The 18,117-nt window shown below is 60.1% G+C and carries 22 protein-coding genes, 1 pseudogene and 1 riboswitch; of the genes and pseudogenes, 11 read left to right on the top strand and 12 right to left on the bottom strand.

Translation table 11 applies throughout. From position 1 onward, the window contains the following. The 5 genes and pseudogenes from RGCCGE502_RS10155 to sugE all read left to right on the top strand — a co-directional run. A pseudogene (locus tag RGCCGE502_RS10155) lies at nt 1-245 on the top strand (S-(hydroxymethyl)glutathione dehydrogenase); the annotation flags it as partial. A gap of 104 nt (nt 246-349) precedes the next feature. Then, nucleotides 350-928, top strand: coding sequence for an S-(hydroxymethyl)glutathione synthase (gene gfa / locus RGCCGE502_RS10160; RefSeq protein WP_016554075.1), 579 nt, complete (start codon nt 350-352; stop codon nt 926-928). 103 nt (nt 929-1,031) lie between these two features. Next, entirely contained in the window at nt 1,032-1,499 is a 468-nt protein-coding gene (locus RGCCGE502_RS10165; RefSeq protein WP_016554076.1) for a YaiI/YqxD family protein, read from the top strand. Next, on the top strand, nt 1,496-2,329 hold the full coding sequence (gene fghA, locus RGCCGE502_RS10170) for an S-formylglutathione hydrolase (protein ID WP_016554077.1): 834 nt from the start codon (nt 1,496-1,498) through the stop codon (nt 2,327-2,329). Before RGCCGE502_RS10165 ends, fghA begins: the two co-directional genes overlap by 4 nt. 133 nt (nt 2,330-2,462) lie before the next feature. Continuing rightward, nucleotides 2,463-2,777 (top strand): quaternary ammonium compound efflux SMR transporter SugE, encoded by a 315-nt coding sequence (sugE, locus tag RGCCGE502_RS10175; RefSeq protein WP_016554078.1) that lies wholly within the window; start codon nt 2,463-2,465, stop codon nt 2,775-2,777. 41 nt (nt 2,778-2,818) lie between these two features. On the opposite strand, the gene RGCCGE502_RS10180 is transcribed toward sugE, so the two are convergent. The 7 genes from RGCCGE502_RS10180 to crcB all read right to left on the bottom strand — a co-directional run bounded on the left by RGCCGE502_RS10180 (nt 2,819) and on the right by crcB (nt 8,328). Further along, nucleotides 2,819-3,205 carry a DoxX family protein gene (locus RGCCGE502_RS10180; RefSeq protein ID WP_016554079.1) on the bottom strand — a complete coding sequence of 129 codons (387 nt, stop codon included), beginning with the start codon at nt 3,203-3,205 and terminating at the stop codon, nt 2,819-2,821. A 126-nt stretch (nt 3,206-3,331) separates the two neighbouring features. After that, nucleotides 3,332-4,864, bottom strand: coding sequence for an acyl-CoA carboxylase subunit beta (locus tag RGCCGE502_RS10185; protein WP_016554080.1), 1,533 nt, complete (start codon nt 4,862-4,864; stop codon nt 3,332-3,334). 32 nt (nt 4,865-4,896) lie between these two features. Next, nucleotides 4,897-5,352: a hypothetical protein gene (locus RGCCGE502_RS10190; RefSeq protein WP_016554081.1), complete on the bottom strand. Its 456-nt coding sequence runs from the start codon at nt 5,350-5,352 to the stop codon at nt 4,897-4,899. Nucleotides 5,353-5,421: 69 nt separating this feature from the next. Further along, nucleotides 5,422-6,207 carry an ATP12 family chaperone protein gene (locus tag RGCCGE502_RS10195; RefSeq protein ID WP_016554082.1) on the bottom strand — a complete coding sequence of 262 codons (786 nt, stop codon included), beginning with the start codon at nt 6,205-6,207 and terminating at the stop codon, nt 5,422-5,424. Between the two features lie 8 nt (nt 6,208-6,215). Beyond that, nucleotides 6,216-6,869 (bottom strand): HAD-IA family hydrolase, encoded by a 654-nt coding sequence (locus tag RGCCGE502_RS10200; protein WP_016554083.1) that lies wholly within the window; start codon nt 6,867-6,869, stop codon nt 6,216-6,218. Then, nucleotides 6,866-7,861 (bottom strand): RluA family pseudouridine synthase, encoded by a 996-nt coding sequence (locus RGCCGE502_RS10205; protein ID WP_016554084.1) that lies wholly within the window; start codon nt 7,859-7,861, stop codon nt 6,866-6,868. Before RGCCGE502_RS10205 ends, RGCCGE502_RS10200 begins: the two co-directional genes overlap by 4 nt. 89 nt (nt 7,862-7,950) lie before the next feature. Then, a complete protein-coding gene (gene crcB / locus RGCCGE502_RS10210; RefSeq protein WP_016554085.1) occupies nt 7,951-8,328 on the bottom strand; it encodes a fluoride efflux transporter CrcB in 378 nt (125 codons plus the stop codon). Between the two features lie 118 nt (nt 8,329-8,446). Here crcB and RGCCGE502_RS10215 point away from each other — a divergent pair, with 118 nt between their 5' ends. The 6 genes from RGCCGE502_RS10215 to RGCCGE502_RS10240 all read left to right on the top strand — a co-directional run bounded on the left by RGCCGE502_RS10215 (nt 8,447) and on the right by RGCCGE502_RS10240 (nt 14,225). Further along, on the top strand, nt 8,447-8,716 hold the full coding sequence (locus tag RGCCGE502_RS10215) for a hypothetical protein (RefSeq protein ID WP_016554086.1): 270 nt from the start codon (nt 8,447-8,449) through the stop codon (nt 8,714-8,716). Nucleotides 8,717-8,829: 113 nt separating this feature from the next. Next, nucleotides 8,830-8,921, top strand: a riboswitch (glycine riboswitch). 155 nt (nt 8,922-9,076) lie between these two features. Then, entirely contained in the window at nt 9,077-10,213 is a 1,137-nt protein-coding gene (gene gcvT, locus RGCCGE502_RS10220; RefSeq protein WP_016554087.1) for a glycine cleavage system aminomethyltransferase GcvT, read from the top strand. A gap of 23 nt (nt 10,214-10,236) precedes the next feature. Beyond that, a complete protein-coding gene (gcvH, locus tag RGCCGE502_RS10225; RefSeq protein WP_016554088.1) occupies nt 10,237-10,599 on the top strand; it encodes a glycine cleavage system protein GcvH in 363 nt (120 codons plus the stop codon). Further along, on the top strand, nt 10,599-13,463 hold the full coding sequence (gcvP, locus tag RGCCGE502_RS10230; RefSeq protein ID WP_016554089.1) for an aminomethyl-transferring glycine dehydrogenase: 2,865 nt from the start codon (nt 10,599-10,601) through the stop codon (nt 13,461-13,463). Before gcvH ends, gcvP begins: the two co-directional genes overlap by 1 nt. Nucleotides 13,464-13,559: 96 nt before the next feature. Then, the gene (locus RGCCGE502_RS10235; protein ID WP_040674420.1) at nt 13,560-13,805 is read left to right on the top strand and encodes a DUF982 domain-containing protein; all 246 of its coding nucleotides are present in this window, start codon (nt 13,560-13,562) and stop codon (nt 13,803-13,805) included. Between the two features lie 96 nt (nt 13,806-13,901). Further along, entirely contained in the window at nt 13,902-14,225 is a 324-nt protein-coding gene (locus RGCCGE502_RS10240) for an acyl carrier protein (RefSeq protein ID WP_040674392.1), read from the top strand. Here the strand turns inward: RGCCGE502_RS10240 and RGCCGE502_RS10245 are convergent. The 5 genes from RGCCGE502_RS10245 to RGCCGE502_RS10265 form a co-directional block, all read right to left on the bottom strand. After that, nucleotides 14,157-14,939 carry an alpha/beta fold hydrolase gene (locus RGCCGE502_RS10245; RefSeq protein ID WP_016554092.1) on the bottom strand — a complete coding sequence of 261 codons (783 nt, stop codon included), beginning with the start codon at nt 14,937-14,939 and terminating at the stop codon, nt 14,157-14,159. The two genes, RGCCGE502_RS10240 and RGCCGE502_RS10245, sit on opposite strands and share 69 nt — an antisense overlap. 309 nt (nt 14,940-15,248) lie before the next feature. Further along, nucleotides 15,249-15,866, bottom strand: a complete 618-nt coding sequence (locus RGCCGE502_RS10250) for a LysE family transporter (RefSeq protein WP_016554093.1) — start codon at nt 15,864-15,866, stop codon at nt 15,249-15,251. A gap of 135 nt (nt 15,867-16,001) precedes the next feature. Next, on the bottom strand, nt 16,002-16,394 hold the full coding sequence (sufA, locus tag RGCCGE502_RS10255) for a Fe-S cluster assembly scaffold SufA (RefSeq protein WP_016554094.1): 393 nt from the start codon (nt 16,392-16,394) through the stop codon (nt 16,002-16,004). A gap of 77 nt (nt 16,395-16,471) precedes the next feature. Further along, entirely contained in the window at nt 16,472-16,852 is a 381-nt protein-coding gene (locus RGCCGE502_RS10260) for an SUF system Fe-S cluster assembly protein (protein WP_016554095.1), read from the bottom strand. An 11-nt stretch (nt 16,853-16,863) separates the two neighbouring features. Continuing rightward, a complete protein-coding gene (locus RGCCGE502_RS10265) occupies nt 16,864-18,105 on the bottom strand; it encodes a cysteine desulfurase (protein ID WP_016554096.1) in 1,242 nt (413 codons plus the stop codon). Between the last annotated feature and the right edge of the window lie 12 nt (nt 18,106-18,117).

Consider the following 18,117-nt stretch of genomic DNA (forward strand, 5'->3'; position numbering starts at 1 on the left):
TTGCCGGGGCCGGCCAGGAGATCTCCACCCGGCCGTTCCAGCTGGTCACCGGCCGCTCCTGGATGGGCACCGCCTTCGGCGGCGCCCGCGGTCGCACCGACGTCCCGAAGATCGTCGACTGGTACATGCAGGGCAAGATCGAGATCGATCCGATGATCACCCACACCATGCCGCTCGAGGACATCAACAAGGGCTTCGAGCTCATGCATTCCGGCGAAAGCATCCGAAGCGTGGTACTCTATTGAGACGAGGACGAGGGAATGCGGCGCGACTTTGAAATGGCCTGCGGCTTTTTCGCAAATTGATCCTGATTTGGGAGCTGTGGGCAGCTAAAGAGGAGGAGCTGAACATGCCAAGTCAAGTACCGATACACCCCGTCCTCGACGGCGGCGTGACGAAGGGCCAGGCGAATTTCAATGGCGGCACACTGGTCTGTGCCTGCACCGACCGCCCCGTGAAGGTCGCGATCAAGGGCAACGTCGCCCACAATCACGCCTGCGGCTGCACGAAATGCTGGAAGCCTAAGGGGGCGGCTTTTTCAGTTGTCGCGGTTACCCCGCATGCAAACGTCAGCGTGCTGGAAAATGGCGACAAGCTGCAGGTCGTGGATGCGGACGCGCTGATCCTGCGCCACGCCTGCAAGGCATGCGGCGTCCACATGTATGGACCCGTTGAGAGGGATCATGCGTTCAAGGGCCTTGATTTCATTCATCCGGAACGCTTTCAAGAAGGCGGCTGGGCGGAGCCGACGTTCGCCGCTTTCGTCTCGTCGATTATTGAATCCGGTACGCCGCCTTCGGCGATGACAAGTGTGCGTGCTCGCCTGAACGAACTCGGCCTCACGCCCTACGACTGCCTAAACCCGACGCTGATGGATGTCATCGCAACTTGGGTTGCGAAAAAGGCAGGTACGCTCAGGGAAGCCTGACGTCTTGAACGAATGACAGTCGTTGGCCTAAGAGACCTGAACGAACCGTCGCTACGCGCCCGCTGGAGTCGCGTAGCGTTTCCGTCAAAGCAGATTGAAATTCATGATTTATGTCGATGCAGACGCCTGCCCGGTGAAGCCGGAAATCCTCAAGGTCGCCGAACGCCACGGCATCGAAGTGACCTTCGTGGCCAATTCCGGCTTGCGCCCTTCCCGCGACCCGATGGTCCACAATGTCATCGTCTCGGCCTCCTTCGATGCCGCCGACAACTGGATTGCCGAGCGTGCCGGCGCCGGTGACGTTGTCATCACTGCCGATGTCCCGCTCGCGGTCCGCTGCGTGGCGACCGGCGCGCTTGTCACCGGTCCGACCGGTCGCGTCTTCGACGATACGAATATCGGCATGGCCAGTGCCATGCGCGACCTCGGTGCCCACTTGCGGGAGACCGGCGAAAGCAAGGGCTACAACGCCGCCTTTGGCCCCAAGGATCGCTCCCGCTTCCTCGAAACTTTCGATCGCCTGTGCCGCCGGGCCAAGGCGCTTACCCCAAGAACGGACGACAAAGAATGAACATCATTTCCCAGACGACCGCCTTCGGCGGCATGCAGGGTGTTTTCACGCACGAATCCAACGCCTGTAAGTGCGACATGACCTTCGCAGTTTTCGTTCCGCCAAAGGCAATCAAGGAGCCCTGCCCTGTTGTCTGGTATCTCTCGGGCCTAACTTGCACGCATGCGAACGTGATGGAAAAGGGGGAATATCGGCGGATGGCTGCTGAGCTCGGCCTGATCGTCGTCTGCCCGGACACAAGCCCGCGCGGCAATGATGTTCCCGACGAGCTTACCAACTGGCAGATGGGCAAGGGCGCTGGTTTCTACCTCGATGCCACCGAGATGCCGTGGTCGGAAAACTATCAGATGTATAGCTACATCACCGAAGAGCTTCCGGCCTATGTCAGCCAACACTTCCGGATGGACATGAGCCGCCAAGGCATCTTCGGCCATTCGATGGGCGGCCATGGCGCCATGACGATCGCACTCAGGAACCCCGAGCGCTTCAAGAGTTGCTCGGCGTTCGCCCCCATAGTCGAGCCCTCGACTGCGGACTGGTCGGCTCCGGCGTTCGAAAAGTACCTGGGTCCGGATCGTGCAGCCTGGCGCAAATACGACGCCTGCGCCTTGGTAAGCGACGGCACACGTTTTCCCGAGTTTCTGATTGACCAAGGCAAAGCGGATGGCTTCCTCGAGAATGGCCTTCGCCCCTGGCTGTTTGAAGATGTTGTCAAGGAAACCGACATCAAGCTTACCCTGCGCCTACACGAGCGCTACGACCATTCCTACTACTTCATCTCCACCTTTATGGACGATCATTTGAAGTGGCATGCCGAGCGACTTGTCTGAAGCAAGCAAGAAACGGGTGGTATGGCCAAGGCATGGATTCCTACCTGAGTTGAACCGCTTCCGTCACGGAACGGATTCCATCTGGATCCCGACCGTGTAGGGCGTGGGCTCTGTTCTCGACAAGGAAAATATGATGGCTTGGCTTCTGCTTTTTCTCGCCGGACTATTCGAGTGCGGCTGGGCGATCGGTCTGAAATATACCGACGGATTCACGCGTTTTGTGCCGACAACGCTGACGGCCATTTGCATGGTGGCAAGTGTCGCGCTTCTCGGTCTTGCGGTAAAGACGCTGCCAATCGGAACGGCTTACGCTGTTTGGACGGGCATCGGCAGCGTCGGCACCGTACTGCTGGGGGTTTGGCTGCTGGGCGATCCCGCGACGGCACCGCGATTGCTCTGCATCGCGCTAATCGTCGCCGGGATCGGTGGCTTGAAGTTGACGGCATGACCTAGGCTGTGGCCGGGTGACCGGCCACAGCCCTCAAAAAATCACGCAGCGGCTTTGCGCTGGTCAACCGACAAAGCGCCGGGGCCGGCGAAGAAGATGAACAGGAAGATGAAGCAGAACAGAATGGCTGCTTCGCCGCCATTCAGTGCGGGCCAGAACGCCTTCGATCCGTGTGCCATGAAATAGGCAACGGCCATCTGGCCGGACAGGATGAAGGCGACTGGTCGCGTGAACAGGCCAATCAGCACAAGCAGCCCACCGACCACTTCAATCAGCGCGGCGGCCAGGAGCAAAGGCGGCAATGGTCCTTCCATCTGTGCGGCCGGGAACGCGAAAAGTTTCATTGTTCCGTGTTCGATAAACAGCAGCGCTGCAATGATGCGCAGAGCGGCAAGCGCGTAGGGCTGAAATGCGCTCAATCGTTCCATGTAGACTCTCCTTTTGAGTAAAGACAGCGGAGCGTTAGCTGCTTCGCCAAAAGGAAAGAAGACACGGATCGCTGACAGGTGATCACTTCCTGTTGATTTTCCTTGACTTTCCCCACTTTAGTCTCCTCAAAGCGGAATGTTGTCGTGCTTCTTCCAGGGATTGCTCAGATCTTTGTTGCGGAGCATCTTGAGACCCCGCGCCAGCCGCCTGCGGGTCGAATGCGGCATGATCACCTCATCGACATAGCCGCGCTCGGCGGCAACGAACGGCGATAGGAACCGGTCTTCGTACATCTTGGTATGCGCGGCGATCTTTTCGGGATCTGCAATGTCCTTGCGGAAAATGATCTCGACGGCGCCCTTCGCGCCCATGACGGCGATCTGAGCTGTCGGCCAGGCATAATTCAAGTCGCCCCTCAGATGCTTCGATGCCATGACGTCGTAGGCACCGCCGAACGCCTTGCGTGTGATCACCGTGAGCTTCGGCACCGTCGCCTCCGCATAGGCGAACAACAGCTTGGCGCCGTGCTTGATGAGGCCACCATATTCCTGTGCGGTTCCCGGTAGGAAGCCCGGCACGTCGACGAAGGTTACAACAGGTATGTTGAAGCAATCACAGAAGCGGACGAACCGCGCCGCCTTTCGTGAGGCATCGCTGTCGAGCACGCCGGCGAGCACCATCGGCTGGTTTGCGACGAAGCCGACCGTCGATCCCTCGATGCGACCGAAGCCGCAGACGATATTCCTGGCGAAGCTCGATTGGATCTCGAAGAAATCGCCCTCATCCACCGTCTTCAGGATCAGCTCCTTGATGTCGTAGGGCTTGTTCGCATTCGCTGGCACCAGAGTGTCCAGCGACGCATCGACATCTGTCGCCGACTGGTAACATTCGATTTCCGGCACCGGCGAGGTGTTCGACTGCGGCAGGAGATCGATCAGCCGTCGAACCTGCAGCAATGCCTCGACATCATTGTCGTAGGCACCATCGGCGATCGAGGATTTGGTCGTGTGCACGGAGGCGCCACCAAGCTCCTCGGCGGTGACGGTCTCGTTGGTCACCGTCTTCACCACGTCGGGACCGGTCACGAACATGTAGGACGTGTCGCGGACCATGAAGATGAAGTCGGTCATCGCAGGCGAATAGACATCGCCGCCGGCGCACGGTCCCATGATGACGGAAATCTGAGGAATGACGCCGGATGCGAGCACATTGCGCTGGAACACCTCGGCATAACCGCCCAGCGCGGCCACCCCCTCCTGGATGCGAGCGCCGCCGGCGTCGTAGATGCCGACGATCGGCGCCCTGTTCTTGAGTGCCATGTCCTGCACTTTCATGATCTTCTCGGCATGAGCCTCGGACAGTGAGCCTCCGAATACCGTGAAATCCTTGGCGAAAACGAAGACCGTCCGCCCGTTGACCGTTCCCCAACCGGTTACGACGCCATCGCCTGCAATGCGCGACTTCTCCATTCCGAAGTCGCTCGATCGATGCTCGACGAACATGTCGAACTCCTCAAAGGAGTCCTCATCGAGGAATAGATCAATGCGCTCTCGCGCCGTCAGTTTGCCACGCTGGTGCTGGGCATCGATACGCGCCTTGCCTCCGCCAAGCCGTGCGATGCCGCGGCGACGTTCGAGTTCTTCGAGAATTTCCTTCATGGATACTCCTCGCCGCGGATCACGCGGCCGGTTCAGGCGCGTCCAGCGCGCAGCGAGAAAGCGGAACGGATGCGAGCAGCAATATCTTCGGCAAGGATCTCGTCTGCTGCGACCGGGTTGCCGGAGAAGCTTGTCACCTCGAACGAACTGACGGCAATGACCGATCCGTCGTCAACGGACGCGGCATCGATGCTGACCTTGGCGACATTTCGGCTCTTGTCGAAGCCCTGGCCTTTTTCGACAGACAGGATTCGGATTGTCAACACGACGCGCGGATAGACTTCCGTCCGCACCGTGGCATTGATCGCGGCATTAACTCGATCGCCTACACCGGCAAGGATTGTCGGCGATATCTTCTGCGGGCTGACGACAACCGCGCTGCGGACGTCATAGATGGGCGCAGGCTGCTCTTTCGCAAAAATCGAGCACGAGGCAAGGGCGATACAGATCAGCACAACCCGAAAAAAGCACGACTTGAGCCAGTTCATTCAAAGAATCCGCATCCGCCCCCATAGACTCGCAGATTTTCGCGATAACCGGGCTCAAAGCAACAGGTTTCAGCCTTTCAAGGCTAAAAAAACGTCCGTCGCGGCCTCGAAGTCTTCGAAGCGCTTCTCGCGCCGTTCCTCGGCCTCTTCGTCACTTCCCCAATGCTCGATCGTCCAGTCCTCGTCGAGATGCGCGAGCGACCAGACCTTCTTTCCGGACAGAACGCCTTCCGCAAAGGCAAGCGCCAGCAGCGCGGAACCGGTCAACGTTGTAATGGTATGCAGGGCTGCCAGTGCGGTTGCGCTGTCGTGCCGCCTCAATGCCGATGAAAATGCAGAAATCGCCTCTGGCGGTTGATCGTGATGCATGACGCCTTCGATCAGGATGAACCGCGCGCCGAGACCGTCTGAGGCCCAATCAAGCACAGGGTCCCAAAGCTCTTTCTGACGCTCTACGAGCGCTTCCGGCCCGTCTGCGCGATAGCAAAGAAGATCACTCGAGGAAAAACGCAGAATATCTTCGAAAACGGCCTGGGTGTCGGTCGCAACCCCGTCGATAGCCGTGTTGACTAGCCGTGTCACAGGCATGGTCGACGGGTCGATGAGCTCGGCCTGCGCTTCCCACTCACGCGCGACGAGCTCTGCGAGCGGCTTCGTGGCCACAATCAGCAGTTTGCGGGCCGGTGTTCGGATTGCCTTTCCGTCCAGCTCGATCGAAAACCCCTCGTCGAGTTCCCCGATCGTGACGGCCTTGTAAAAGCGCTTCGGCAATGGCTTCTTCATCTGGATCTGGGCGCGACGGATCGGGTCGGGATGGCTCAATCCTTCCGCTATGTCGTTTAACAGATCACGCATGCTTCACCTCAGGAAAAGTGCTTCAAAATATCGCTCGGGTGCCGAACAATGCTGTCCGCGCCGGCAGCCACCAAATCGTCCACGCTCGCATAGCCCCAACTCACGCCCACGGCTTTCGCGCCGGCGGCCTTCGCCATCTGCATATCATAAACGGCATCACCGATGACGATGGCATCGGCGGGACTCATGCCCGTCTCGCTGCAGCACTCTACCACCATAGCTGGATGTGGCTTCGATGGGCAGTCGTCTGCGGTGCGCGATACGATAAAATGTGGTGCAAAACCGTGCGTTTCGAGAATATGGACAAGGCCGCGACGCGATTTGCCGGTTACCGCGCCGATCAGGATGTCGTCATTCTGCACCAACCCATGAATCAGCGGCTTGATGCCATTGAAAAGCGGCACATCCATTCCGGGTTCGTCGCGAACGCCAGCATAGATTGCCTTATAGTGCGCCGTCATCGCGATCGCCTCATCGTCAACGTGAGGCTTTCCCTGCATCCGCGCTATCGCGATATCCAGCGTCAGTCCGATGATCGATTTCGTCAACGAAACATCAGGCCTTTCGTAGCCGAAGTGCACGAACGTTCGTGCCATCACCTCATGGATCAGCGCGGCGCTGTCGACCAGCGTTCCATCACAATCGAAAAGTGCGAGCCTCATTCGTCATCTTCCCTCTCCTGCGATGCGAGATCGAGGCCAAGGAGGTTCCACGTCTGCACCATATGAGGTGGCAAGGGCGCGCTTATGCGAAGTCTTCCACCATTGGGGTGAGGAATGTCGATCTTGCGGGCATGCAGGTGCAACCGCTTTTGGATGCCGCCCGGGAAATCCCAGTTCGGATCCTCGATGAAATATTTGGGGTCGCCAATAATTGGGTGGCCGATATGCAGTGCGTGGACGCGCAGTTGGTGCGTCCGTCCGGTGTAGGGTTCCATCTCAAGCCACGCGAGGTTCTGCGCGGCGGTTTCTAAGACGCGATAGTACGACACCGCGTGATCGGCACCCTCTTCGCCGTGTTTGGCGACACGCATCCGGTCGCCATCGGCGGTCGCCTCCTTGACCAACCAGGTCGATATCTTGTCCTCGTGCTTGCGCGGAACGCCTCTCACCAGCGACCAATAGGTCTTCTTGGTATCGCGCTCGCGAAACGCTGCCGTCAGCTTTTGTGCAGCGCCTCGGGTACGGGCAATGACGAGGACGCCCGAAGTGTCGCGGTCAAGGCGATGCACGAGCCGCGGCTTCTCGCCTTTCGGATTGGTCCATGCTTCGAGCATCTTGTCGACATTCCGCGTCACACCGGACCCGCCCTGCACGGCAAGACCGGCTGGCTTGTTCAAGACGATCACCTTGTCGTCTTCATGTAGGACCATGCGCTGCAGAAGCTCATAGTCGCCCCCGTGCTTCAGATCGTGGGCAGCGATCGGCGTGTTTTTCGACTTGGCATCGACATCGAGCGGCGGCACGCGCACCACCTGCCCCGGCTGCACCCGCGCATCCGTTTTCACACGCCCGCCGTCGACACGCACTTGCCCGGAACGCATGAGTTTCTGAAGCGGGCCAAAACCGAGACCGGGGTAATGAATCTTGAACCAGCGATCCAGCCGCATGCCGGCCTCATCGGGTTCCACCGTTATATGTTCAATCCCAGCCATTCGTGCTCTTTCGGAAAATGTCGCTCGCGCCAAACGCGGCCTTTGCGGGTGCCTTTAGAGCATTTTTCGGTAAAACGGAAACCGTAATCTCACAAGATTGCGCGCATGAGCGCCAGGCCGGCGATGACCGCTGCCATCGATAGGCCGACGCTGGCGAGAATGTAAACGGCGCCGGAGACCGCCGCACCACGTTCGAACAGCGAGATCGCATCCAGCGAGAACGCCGAGAAGGTCGTGAACCCGCCAAGGAAGCCCGTGATCAGCAGCAGGCGCAATTCCGGCGACGCGTCGAAGCGACGAACGATCATTTCCGCAAATACGCCAATAACGAAGCAGCCAACGACGTTGACGGTTAGCGTTCCCCACGGAAAGGCCGGCCCGGCGAGCCTGAGAGCCCACTGGCCGACATAGTATCTAAGGAGGGAACCGATTGCGCCGCCGCCGGCGACAAGGAGGGCCTGAACCATGAGTCGTCTCTTTCTTCTCGCGCCGGACATTCCAACCATCTCCGGTGAAGATCAAGATGCATAAAATGCCAGCGGTTAATTTAGCCAGTTAAGAATATCGGACGCCTATTTTGGCACGATGACAGTCTTGGTAGGCACCATATCCGCGAGCACCGCTGCCGCAGCGTTTGAAACGCTCCGGGTGCCGCAGCGCGTCTCCGCAAGCACGGCTGCCAAAGAAGCCCGCCGCGCCGCCGACCGTCAAACCAGGGCCGCCAGCGGTCAAGACGTCGAAGAACCGGCCAATATCATCCAGTCAACGGAGGTCGCGCTGGATCTGATGACGATGGGGCAACGGCAGCCGCAGGCAGGTCTGCAGCAGGCCCTAGACCTTTACAGCGACAACTGAGTTTCGTCCGCCGCCTCTCGGCCGCAGCCCTCGCCCGCAAAACCACGCGACAAAAATTTGCTCGGCGGCGACATTCCCCCTTGCCAAGTACTGCCCTGGCCAGATAATTGCCCTCGACCTTGTTGGGAGAAGCTGGTCGTCTGCGACCGGTGCCGAAGGAGCAACCGCCCCGGAAACTCTCAGGCCAAAGGACCAGCAAGGGGCAGACGGAACTCTGGAGAGAGGCGTTCTCGGAAACGCTCGCCGAAGGGATAACAATCTCAGGCAAAGAGACAGAGGGGGCTCAAAATACAAGGCGCAACCGCGTCTGAAGATTTGAGCCCGCGCATGGAATTCCAGGCGCAAACCCCGGAGGCGTCGTTGGACGATACTGCTGCCCTCAAGAAAACTCCGCTTCACGCGCTGCATCTGTCGCTTGGCGCTCGCATGGTGCCCTTCGCAGGCTATGACATGCCGGTCCAATATCCGGCCGGCGTCATGAAGGAGCACATCCAGACCCGCACCTCCGCCGGCATCTTCGATGTCTCCCATATGGGCCAAGTCGTCATCAAGGCAAAATCGGGAAAGTACGAGGACGCCGCGCTCGCGCTCGAAAGCCTCGTTCCTGTTGACATTCTTGGTCTCGCGGAAGGTCGCCAACGCTACGGTTTCTTCACCGATGACAATGGCTGCATTCTTGACGACCTGATGATCACACATCTCGACGATCATCTCTTCGTCGTCGTCAACGCCGCCTGCAAGGATGCCGACCTTGCGCACCTCCAGAAGCATCTCGCCGACACCTGCGACATCACAGTGCTCGACCGGGCGTTGATCGCGTTGCAGGGTCCTCGCGCCGTGGAGGTGCTGGCCGAACTATGGGCCGATGTCGCCGCGATGAAGTTCATGGACGTCCGGCATTGCCGATTGCACGACGTTTCCTGTCTCGTTTCACGCTCCGGCTATAGCGGCGAAGACGGCTTTGAAATCTCCATTCCCGCTGACAAAGCCGAGGATGTCACCAAGCGGTTGCTTGAGCATCCGGACGTGCAGCCGATCGGCCTCGGTGCCCGCGACAGCCTGCGTCTCGAGGCTGGCCTTTGCCTTTATGGCAATGATATCGACACGACCACCTCGCCTGTCGAGGCCGCGCTGGAATGGGGCATGCAGAAGGCCCGCAAGTCGGGCGGCACTCGCGCCGGCGGTTTCCCCGGCGCCACGCGCATCCTCGCCGAACTCGACAACGGCGCCACCCGCCGCCGCGTCGGCCTGAAGCCCGAGGGCAAAGCCCCGGTTCGTGGCCACGCCAAGCTGTTTGCCGATTCTGAGGGCAAGACTGAGATCGGGGAAGTGACCTCGGGTGGCTTCGGCCCTTCTGTCGACGGTCCTGTCGCCATGGGTTACGTCCCGGTCGCTCAGGCAACCGTTGGAACGCAAGTCTATGCCGAAGTGCGCGGCAAGTACCTGCCCGTCACTGTTAGCGCCCTTCCTTTTATTACACCGACCTACAAACGCTGAACCATTTTCCGGAGAGAACAATCATGCTGAAGTTTACCGAAGAACACGAGTGGCTGAAGATCGAAGGCGGCGTCGCAACGGTTGGGATTACAACCTACGCCGTCGAGCAACTCGGCGACCTCGTTTTCGTGGAACTGCCGGAAGTCGGCGCCACCTTTTCCAAGAACGACAATGCGTCCACCGTCGAGTCCGTAAAGGCTGCTTCTGACGTCTATTGTCCGCTTGATGGCGAAATCACCGAAGTGAACCCCGCGATCGTCGCCGATCCGTCGCTGGTCAATTCCGATCCTCAGGGTGCCGGCTGGTTCTTCAAGCTGAAGCTTGCCAATTCAGCCGATGCTGATGGCCTGCTCGACGAAGCGGCCTACAAGGAGCTCACCGCGTAATGACGACGCCGACAGAATTCCAGTTCACCGACTACCAGCCCTACGACTTCGCCAATCGTCGTCACATCGGCCCCTCGCCGGCCGAAATGACCGATATGTTGAAGGTTATCGGCTACAGCAGCCTCGACGGGCTGATCGACGCCACCGTGCCGCCCGCCATCCGCCAGAAGGCGCCGCTCCTCTGGGGCGCGCCGATGACGGAGCGCGAGGCGCTCGACAAGCTGCGCGAGACCGCCAACAAGAACAAGGTCCTGACCTCGCTGATCGGCCAGGGCTATTACGGCACGATCACGCCGCCGGTCATCCAACGCAACATCCTGGAAAACCCGGCCTGGTATACCGCCTACACGCCCTACCAGCCGGAAATCTCCCAGGGTCGCCTTGAGGCGCTCCTGAACTACCAGACGATGATCTGCGACCTTACCGGCCTCGATGTCGCCAACGCCTCGCTGCTCGATGAAGCGACGGCTGCGGCCGAAGGCATGGCGATGGCCGAGCGCGTCTCCAAGTCGAAGGCCAAGGCCTTCTTCGTCGATGCCGCCTGCCATCCGCAGACGATCGAGCTGATCAAGACCCGCGCCGAGCCGCTCGGCTGGAGCGTCGTCATCGGCAACCCCTTCACCGATCTCGACCCGGTCGACGTCTTCGGCGCAATCTTCCAGTATCCGGGCACGCACGGCCATGTGCATGATTTCACCGGCCTGATCTCGCGCCTGCACCAGACCGGCGCAATCGCCATCGTCGCCGCCGATATCCTGGCGCTGACGCTTCTGAAGTCGCCAGGCGAAATGGGCGCCGACATCGCCATCGGCTCGTCGCAGCGCTTCGGCGTTCCCGTCGGTTACGGCGGCCCGCACGCGGCCTACATGTCGGTCAAGGACGCCCACAAGCGCTCCATGCCCGGCCGCCTCGTCGGCGTCTCCGTCGATGCCCGCGGCAACCGTGCCTACCGCCTGTCGTTGCAGACCCGTGAACAGCATATCCGCCGCGAAAAGGCGACGTCGAACATCTGCACCGCGCAGGTTCTGCTCGCCGTCATGGCTTCGATGTACGCCGTCTTCCATGGTCCGAAGGGCATCAAGGCGATCGCCCAGCAGGTCCACCAGAAGGCCGTGCTGATGGCCAAGGGGCTGGAAAAGCTCGGCTACACCATCGAGCCTGAAACCTTCTTCGACACCATCACCGTCGATGTCGGCCACATGCAGGGTGTCATCCTGCGCGCGGCGGTCGCCGAGGGTGTCAACCTGCGCAAGGTCGGCGCCACCAAGATCGGCATGAGCCTCGACGAGCGCACCCGCCCGGCGACGCTGGAAGCCGTCTGGCGCGCCTTCGGCGGCAACTTCGCCGTCGCCGATTTCGAGCCGAGCTATCGCCTGCCCAAGGGCCTCGCCCGCACCAGCGAGTACCTGACGCATCCGATCTTCCACATGAACCGCGCCGAAAGCGAGATGACGCGCTATATCCGTCGTCTCTCGGACCGCGACCTGGCGCTCGACCGCTCGATGATCCCGCTCGGCTCCTGCACGATGAAACTCAATGCCACGGCGGAAATGCTGCCGATCACCTGGCCCGAGTTTTCGGATATCCATCCCTTCGTGCCGGCCGATCAGGCGCTCGGCTATCGCGAGATGATCGACGATCTGACCGAAAAGCTCTGCGCCGTCACCGGCTACGACGCCTTCTCCATGCAGCCGAACTCAGGCGCGCAGGGCGAATATGCGGGCCTGCTCACGATCCGCAACTACCACATCGCCAACGGCAACGGTCACCGCGACGTCTGCCTGATTCCGACTTCGGCCCACGGCACCAACCCGGCATCCGCCCAGATGGTCGGCATGAAGGTCGTGGTCGTCAAGGTTCGCGAGAACGGCGACATCGACCTCGACGACTTCCGCGCCAAGGCCGAGCAGCATTCGGACAACCTCTCCTGCTGCATGATCACCTACCCCTCGACCCACGGCGTGTTCGAGGAAACGGTGAAGGAGATCTGCGATCTCGTGCACAAGCACGGCGGCCAAGTCTATCTCGACGGCGCCAACATGAACGCCATGGTCGGCCTGTCCCGCCCTGGTGACATCGGTTCCGACGTCAGCCACCTCAACCTGCACAAGACCTTCTGCATCCCGCATGGCGGCGGCGGTCCCGGCATGGGCCCGATCGGGGTCAAGTCGCACCTTGCCCCGCACCTGCCCGGCCATCCGGAAACCGACGGTCGTTCGGGCGCGGTATCGGCAGCAGCCTTCGGCTCGGCCTCCATCCTGCCGATCTCCTGGAGCTACTGCCTGATGATGGGCGGCGAAGGCCTTACGCAGGCGACCAAGGTGGCGATCCTCAACGCCAACTACATCGCCGCCCGCCTGAAGGGCGCCTACGACGTGCTCTACAAGTCCGAGGCCGGCCGCGTGGCGCATGAATGCATCATCGACACCCGTCCGCTGGTCGACAGCGCAGGCGTGACCGTCGACGACGTTGCCAAGCGCCTGATCGACTGCGGCTTCCACGCCCCGACCATGAGCTGGCCGGTTGCCGGCACGCTGATGATCGAGCCGACGGAATCGGAAACCAAGGCCGAACTCGACCGCTTCTGCGAGGCCATGCTGGCGATCCGCCAGGAAGCACGCGACATCGAGGAAGGCCGTTCCGACAAGCAGAACAACCCGCTGAAGAACGCCCCGCACACGGTCGAAGACCTCGTCGGCGAATGGGATCGCCCCTATTCGCGCGAACAGGCCTGCTTCCCCCCCGGCGCCTTCCGCGTGGACAAGTACTGGTCCCCGGTCAACCGCGTCGACAACGTCTTCGGCGACCGCAACCTGATCTGCACATGCCCGCCGCTCGAAAGCTACGCTGAAGCGGCGGAATAATATGCAAACGGCCCTCCCTTCGATGGGGAGGGCCTTTCCACGAATGCGATGAGATTAAGGCCCCCGCGCATGCCAAAAGACGATAGCGATTCTGTGATGCAGGCTCCCTGGCCAAAGCCGGTTCTGCTTGCTCTGGAAGAGCCGGGCAACTACGTAACGATAGCGACGACGCAGGCCGCTTCGTGGGCGATGATCGAGGATTGGCCGACCGAAGACGGCCCGGCGCTCGACAAGGCGCTGCTCGTCTGCGCCGACGTCATCAAGGGTAAGCGCACCAACGACGACGCTCGCAAGGCCTTCATCGCGGCCGCGGTCGAGGCCGGCATTGACATCAAGAGCTAATGCGCAGCGCACTTCAGACTTTTTGATTAGTTGGAATCGTTAGCCTATTTCTGATGGATTTCGCGACGAACGCGTATCTTGTGAGGAATTGCGCTGATGGAACAGAAAATTCGAAAGGCTCTCGCGACATCTGCGAAGCTGGAGGTGGACGCAGGCGCCATTTCCATTACGCAGAACTTGTTTGATGTTGGCTTGATGTCGTTCGCGTGCGTTCAACTGATGATGCGGCTCGAGGAACTCTTCGACATCGAGTTTCCTGATGAGTCTCTGAAAAAGAGCACGTTCGAAACGATTGCTTCCATAACGCAAAACCTGAAGGGTCTTGGCGCCAACTATTCCGTACGATTTCTCCTATGCTCTCTGCTGCCCCGCGGCTTCCAGAATCAAGCCTGCAATGGCGTCCGGGTGCGAAATCAGTGACAAATGGCTCGATTCCAGCTCGATGGTCTTGGCGCCCATGCGCTTGGCCATGAAACGCTCGAGGTCGGGATTGATCGTTCGGTCTTCAGTGGAAACGGCATACCAGCTGGGCTTCGAACGCCATGCCGCCTGTGTCGTCTTACCCGTGAGCAGCGCCTTGTGGAATGGCTCCTGCACCGCATAGAGCACTTTAGCCTTCGCCTCGGGGAGATCTCCGGCAAAGTCACGCAGGAACGCAACTTCGGTTAGTCGTCCCTCGTCGCCATCGAAGACGATGCCTGTCGACGCCGGCGGTGTTGGAAATGTCTTGGCAAGGGCCGTATAGTCTTCGCCGGCGTCAGGTGCACGCGCAGCGACATAAACGAGCGCCGATACGCTCGGGTGCACCCCCGTCTCGGTAACCAACATGCCGGAGAACGAATGACCGACCAGAACCGTCGGACCATCTTGCCGGTCGAGCACGCGCTGCACCGCGGCTGCGGCTTCGGGGAGTGTCGTTAGCGGGTTCTGCACGGCCGTCGCATTGAGCCCTGCAGCTTGCAGTCGAGCAATGACATCGGTCCAACAGGAACCGTCGGCGAACAGTCCGTGTGCCAATACGACGTTTCGTGCTCTCGTCGGGGCGGCAGGCGCTGCCATGCTGCGCGGAGAGATGAGGGAAGCTGCAGCGCCTGCCACGAGTGCTGCTGAGAATGTTCGTCTGTTCATCATCATGATCGATGTCCCTAAACGTTGAACTGTCTGCAGAATGGGCGCGCAGCTGTGGCTGCGCACACAACCATGTGGGCCTGAAAAACTCGTTCGAAGTGGCTTTACTTGTCGCTGCTAGACCGGCGCCGTTGGCGCTGGGTAGCTCCCTTGGAACGACCTTTGCGAAGAGCTCTCAAGCGCTCTCGCACTGCACCTCGTTCGCCAATGAAGCTATTCAGGAAGCGGCAACCGGTCAATCTATCCTGCGCTAGACATAGGTATAGGTCGCGACACCAACCTGGGCGGCGACGCAGGATCAACTGCAATGACGCTCTAAAGAAGCGAATAGACCGCCGAGGCGAGTGCAAGAAGTCCGAAGAGGATCAAAAGATGGCTCGTTCCTCGCGCGACCTTCGTCGTGAAGTCCTTGGGCAGTTTTCCCCTTGCAAGGTTCACTGTGCCGCTTAGAAAAAGCCACCAGCCAAGCGATCCGCAGAATACGCCAGCGACGATGGCTGCCGAGCTGAAGCGGCGGGTCTCCTCCGTCAGTCCAAAGCCGGCAAAGAGAGCGCCGAAGGAGAGAATGGTCGCCGGATTGGAAATCGTCAGCAGGAAGGTCGCTAGCGTCGTGCCAAGTAGTCCACCGGCCCTGACATCTGCAGCGCGAACTGGATCGTGGGTCAATCCGCGATAACCGAACGCCAGCAACAGTAGTCCTCCGCCGAATGCCAATGGCAGGGTAGCGGCCGACATCAACTCCTCAAAAACGGCAATGCCCGTTACCGCCGCCAGAGCGTAGCTGGCGTCGCCGACCGCCGTCCCGAACCCGCAAGAAAAGCCAGCCAGAAAGCCGCGCTCGAGCGTGCGGTTAATGCATAGCATCCCGATCGGCCCAAGTGGCGCGGTGATGATGACACCCAGCAAAGCGCCTTTCAGGAACAGTAGTAGCATTCTTCCGCCGATTCCCTTTCGCTGGCGCCTTTCACGAGCTCTCGACACCGGGCCTTAAACAGCAGCCGCAGGGAGGTAAAACGAAAAAAGCTGCCGGGACGGCAGCCTTGTCGATAATTCGATCGATTGTGACAATCAGTGGGCCGGCACGACAGCGTTGCCTTGGGCGGCAAGTGCTGCGAGGTCCGCGGGCTTTAGCTCGACGGATTCGCCACAGCCACAAGCCGATGTCTGGTTGGGGTTGGTAAAAATGAAGCCCGAGCGCAACGTCGTGCTTTCGAAGCCCATTTCTGTGCCGAGGAGGTAGAGCACAGCCGATGGTTCTACCCAGACCTTGGCGCCATCGCGCTCGATCAGGTCATCCTTCGCGTTCGGCTCGGTCACGAGGTCGATGGTATATTCCATCCCTGCGCAACCGCCCTTCTTGATTCCGACGCGGACGCCCTTGGCTTCCGGTCCGGAGTTTTCGACGATCGCCTTCACGCGGTTCGCGGCAGCGTCCGTCATGCTCATTATTGCAAAGCCCATTGGCCTCTTCTCCTTCCGCGCTCGGATTAAAGGTCCGGCGTTTCATGATTCAAATGTAGTGCCAGCAGCTTAACCGATCAATACCAGCCGACAGCGACCTGCGCCTCTTCCGACATACGGTCCGGCGTCCACGGCGGATCGAAGGTCATCTCAACCTCGACACCTGACACGCCCTCGACCGCCCCAACGGCATTCTCTACCCAGCCGGGCATCTCGCCGGCAACGGGGCAGCCAGGCGCCGTCAACGTCATCATGATCTTCACCATGCGGTCGTCTTCGATGTCGATCTTGTAGATCAGCCCTAGCTCGAAGATGTCAGCGGGAATTTCCGGGTCATAGACCGTCTTGAGTGCTGAAATCACATCGTCGCTAAGCCGTGCCAGTTCATCGGCCGGAATGCTGGAATGCACGATGCCTTCGCGCACGTCGATCTTCTGTTCGCTTTCGTCCAGGCTCATATGGACACTCCTTAGGCAAAGAACTTGCGCGCATAATCAAGCGCATCGGCCAAGGCATCGACCTCGGCCCGTGTATTATACATCCCGAAGGACGCGCGGCATGTGGAGGTGACGCCGAAGCGTTTCAAGAGCGGCATGGCGCAATGTGTGCCTGCGCGAACCGCAACGCCCTGTCGGTCGATCACCATCGACACGTCGTGCGCGTGCAGACCGGCCAGCTCGAAGGAGAAGATGCCACCCTTGCCTGGCGCCGTACCGAACACCCGCAACGAATTGACCGCCTGCAGTCGCTCGGCGGCGTAGGCCGCGAGATCCGCTTCATGGTGTGCAATCGCCTCGCGGCCGACCTTCTCCATGTAATCAAGTGCATAGCCGAGCCCGATCGCCTGCACGATCGGCGGCGTTCCGGCTTCGAATCGATGCGGCGGATCGTTGTAGGTCACGGCATCCTCCGTCACCTCGAAGATCATCTCGCCGCCGCCCTGGAAGGGCCGCATCGCCTTTAGCCGGTCCTTCTTGCCATAGAGCACGCCGATTCCCGACGGCCCATAGAGCTTGTGGCCGGTCATCACGTACCAGTCGCAATCGATGTCCTGCACGTCGACGGGCATATGGACGGCGCCCTGCGAACCATCGACCAGCACCGGAATACCGCGCTCATGGGCGATCCGGCAGATTTCCTTGACCGGAACGACCGTGCCGAGCGCATTCGACATATGCGTGATGGCGACGAGCTTCGTCCGTTCCGTCAGGCTCTTTTCGAAATCCTCGATATGGAACGCGCCCTCGTCGTCAACAGGCACCCACACCAGCTTGGCGCCCTGCCGCTCGCGGATGAGATGCCACGGAACGATGTTGGAGTGATGCTCCATGATCGAGATGACGATCTCGTCGCCCTCACCGATATTGGGCATGCCCCAGCCATAGGCGACGGTGTTGATCGCTTCAGTCGAAGACTTCGTGAAGATGATGTCGTTGACATCGGGCGCATTCAGGAACCGCCGGACCTTCTCGCGAGCACCCTCGTAGGCGTCCGTCGCCGCATTCGAGAGAAAATGCAGGCCGCGATGAACGTTCGCATACTCGTTCGAATAAGCGTTCGAGATCGCGTCGATGACGAGCTGCGGCTTCTGTGCGGAGGCACCGTTGTCGAGATAGACCAGAGGCTTGCCATAGACTTCCTTCGCAAGGATCGGAAAATCCTTGCGAATGGCTTCGACGTCGTATGCAGTGGCCGGAACTATCTTGTCCATGACGCTATCCGA

The organism is Rhizobium grahamii CCGE 502, assembly GCF_000298315.2.
Taxonomy (GTDB): domain Bacteria; phylum Pseudomonadota; class Alphaproteobacteria; order Rhizobiales; family Rhizobiaceae; genus Rhizobium; species Rhizobium grahamii.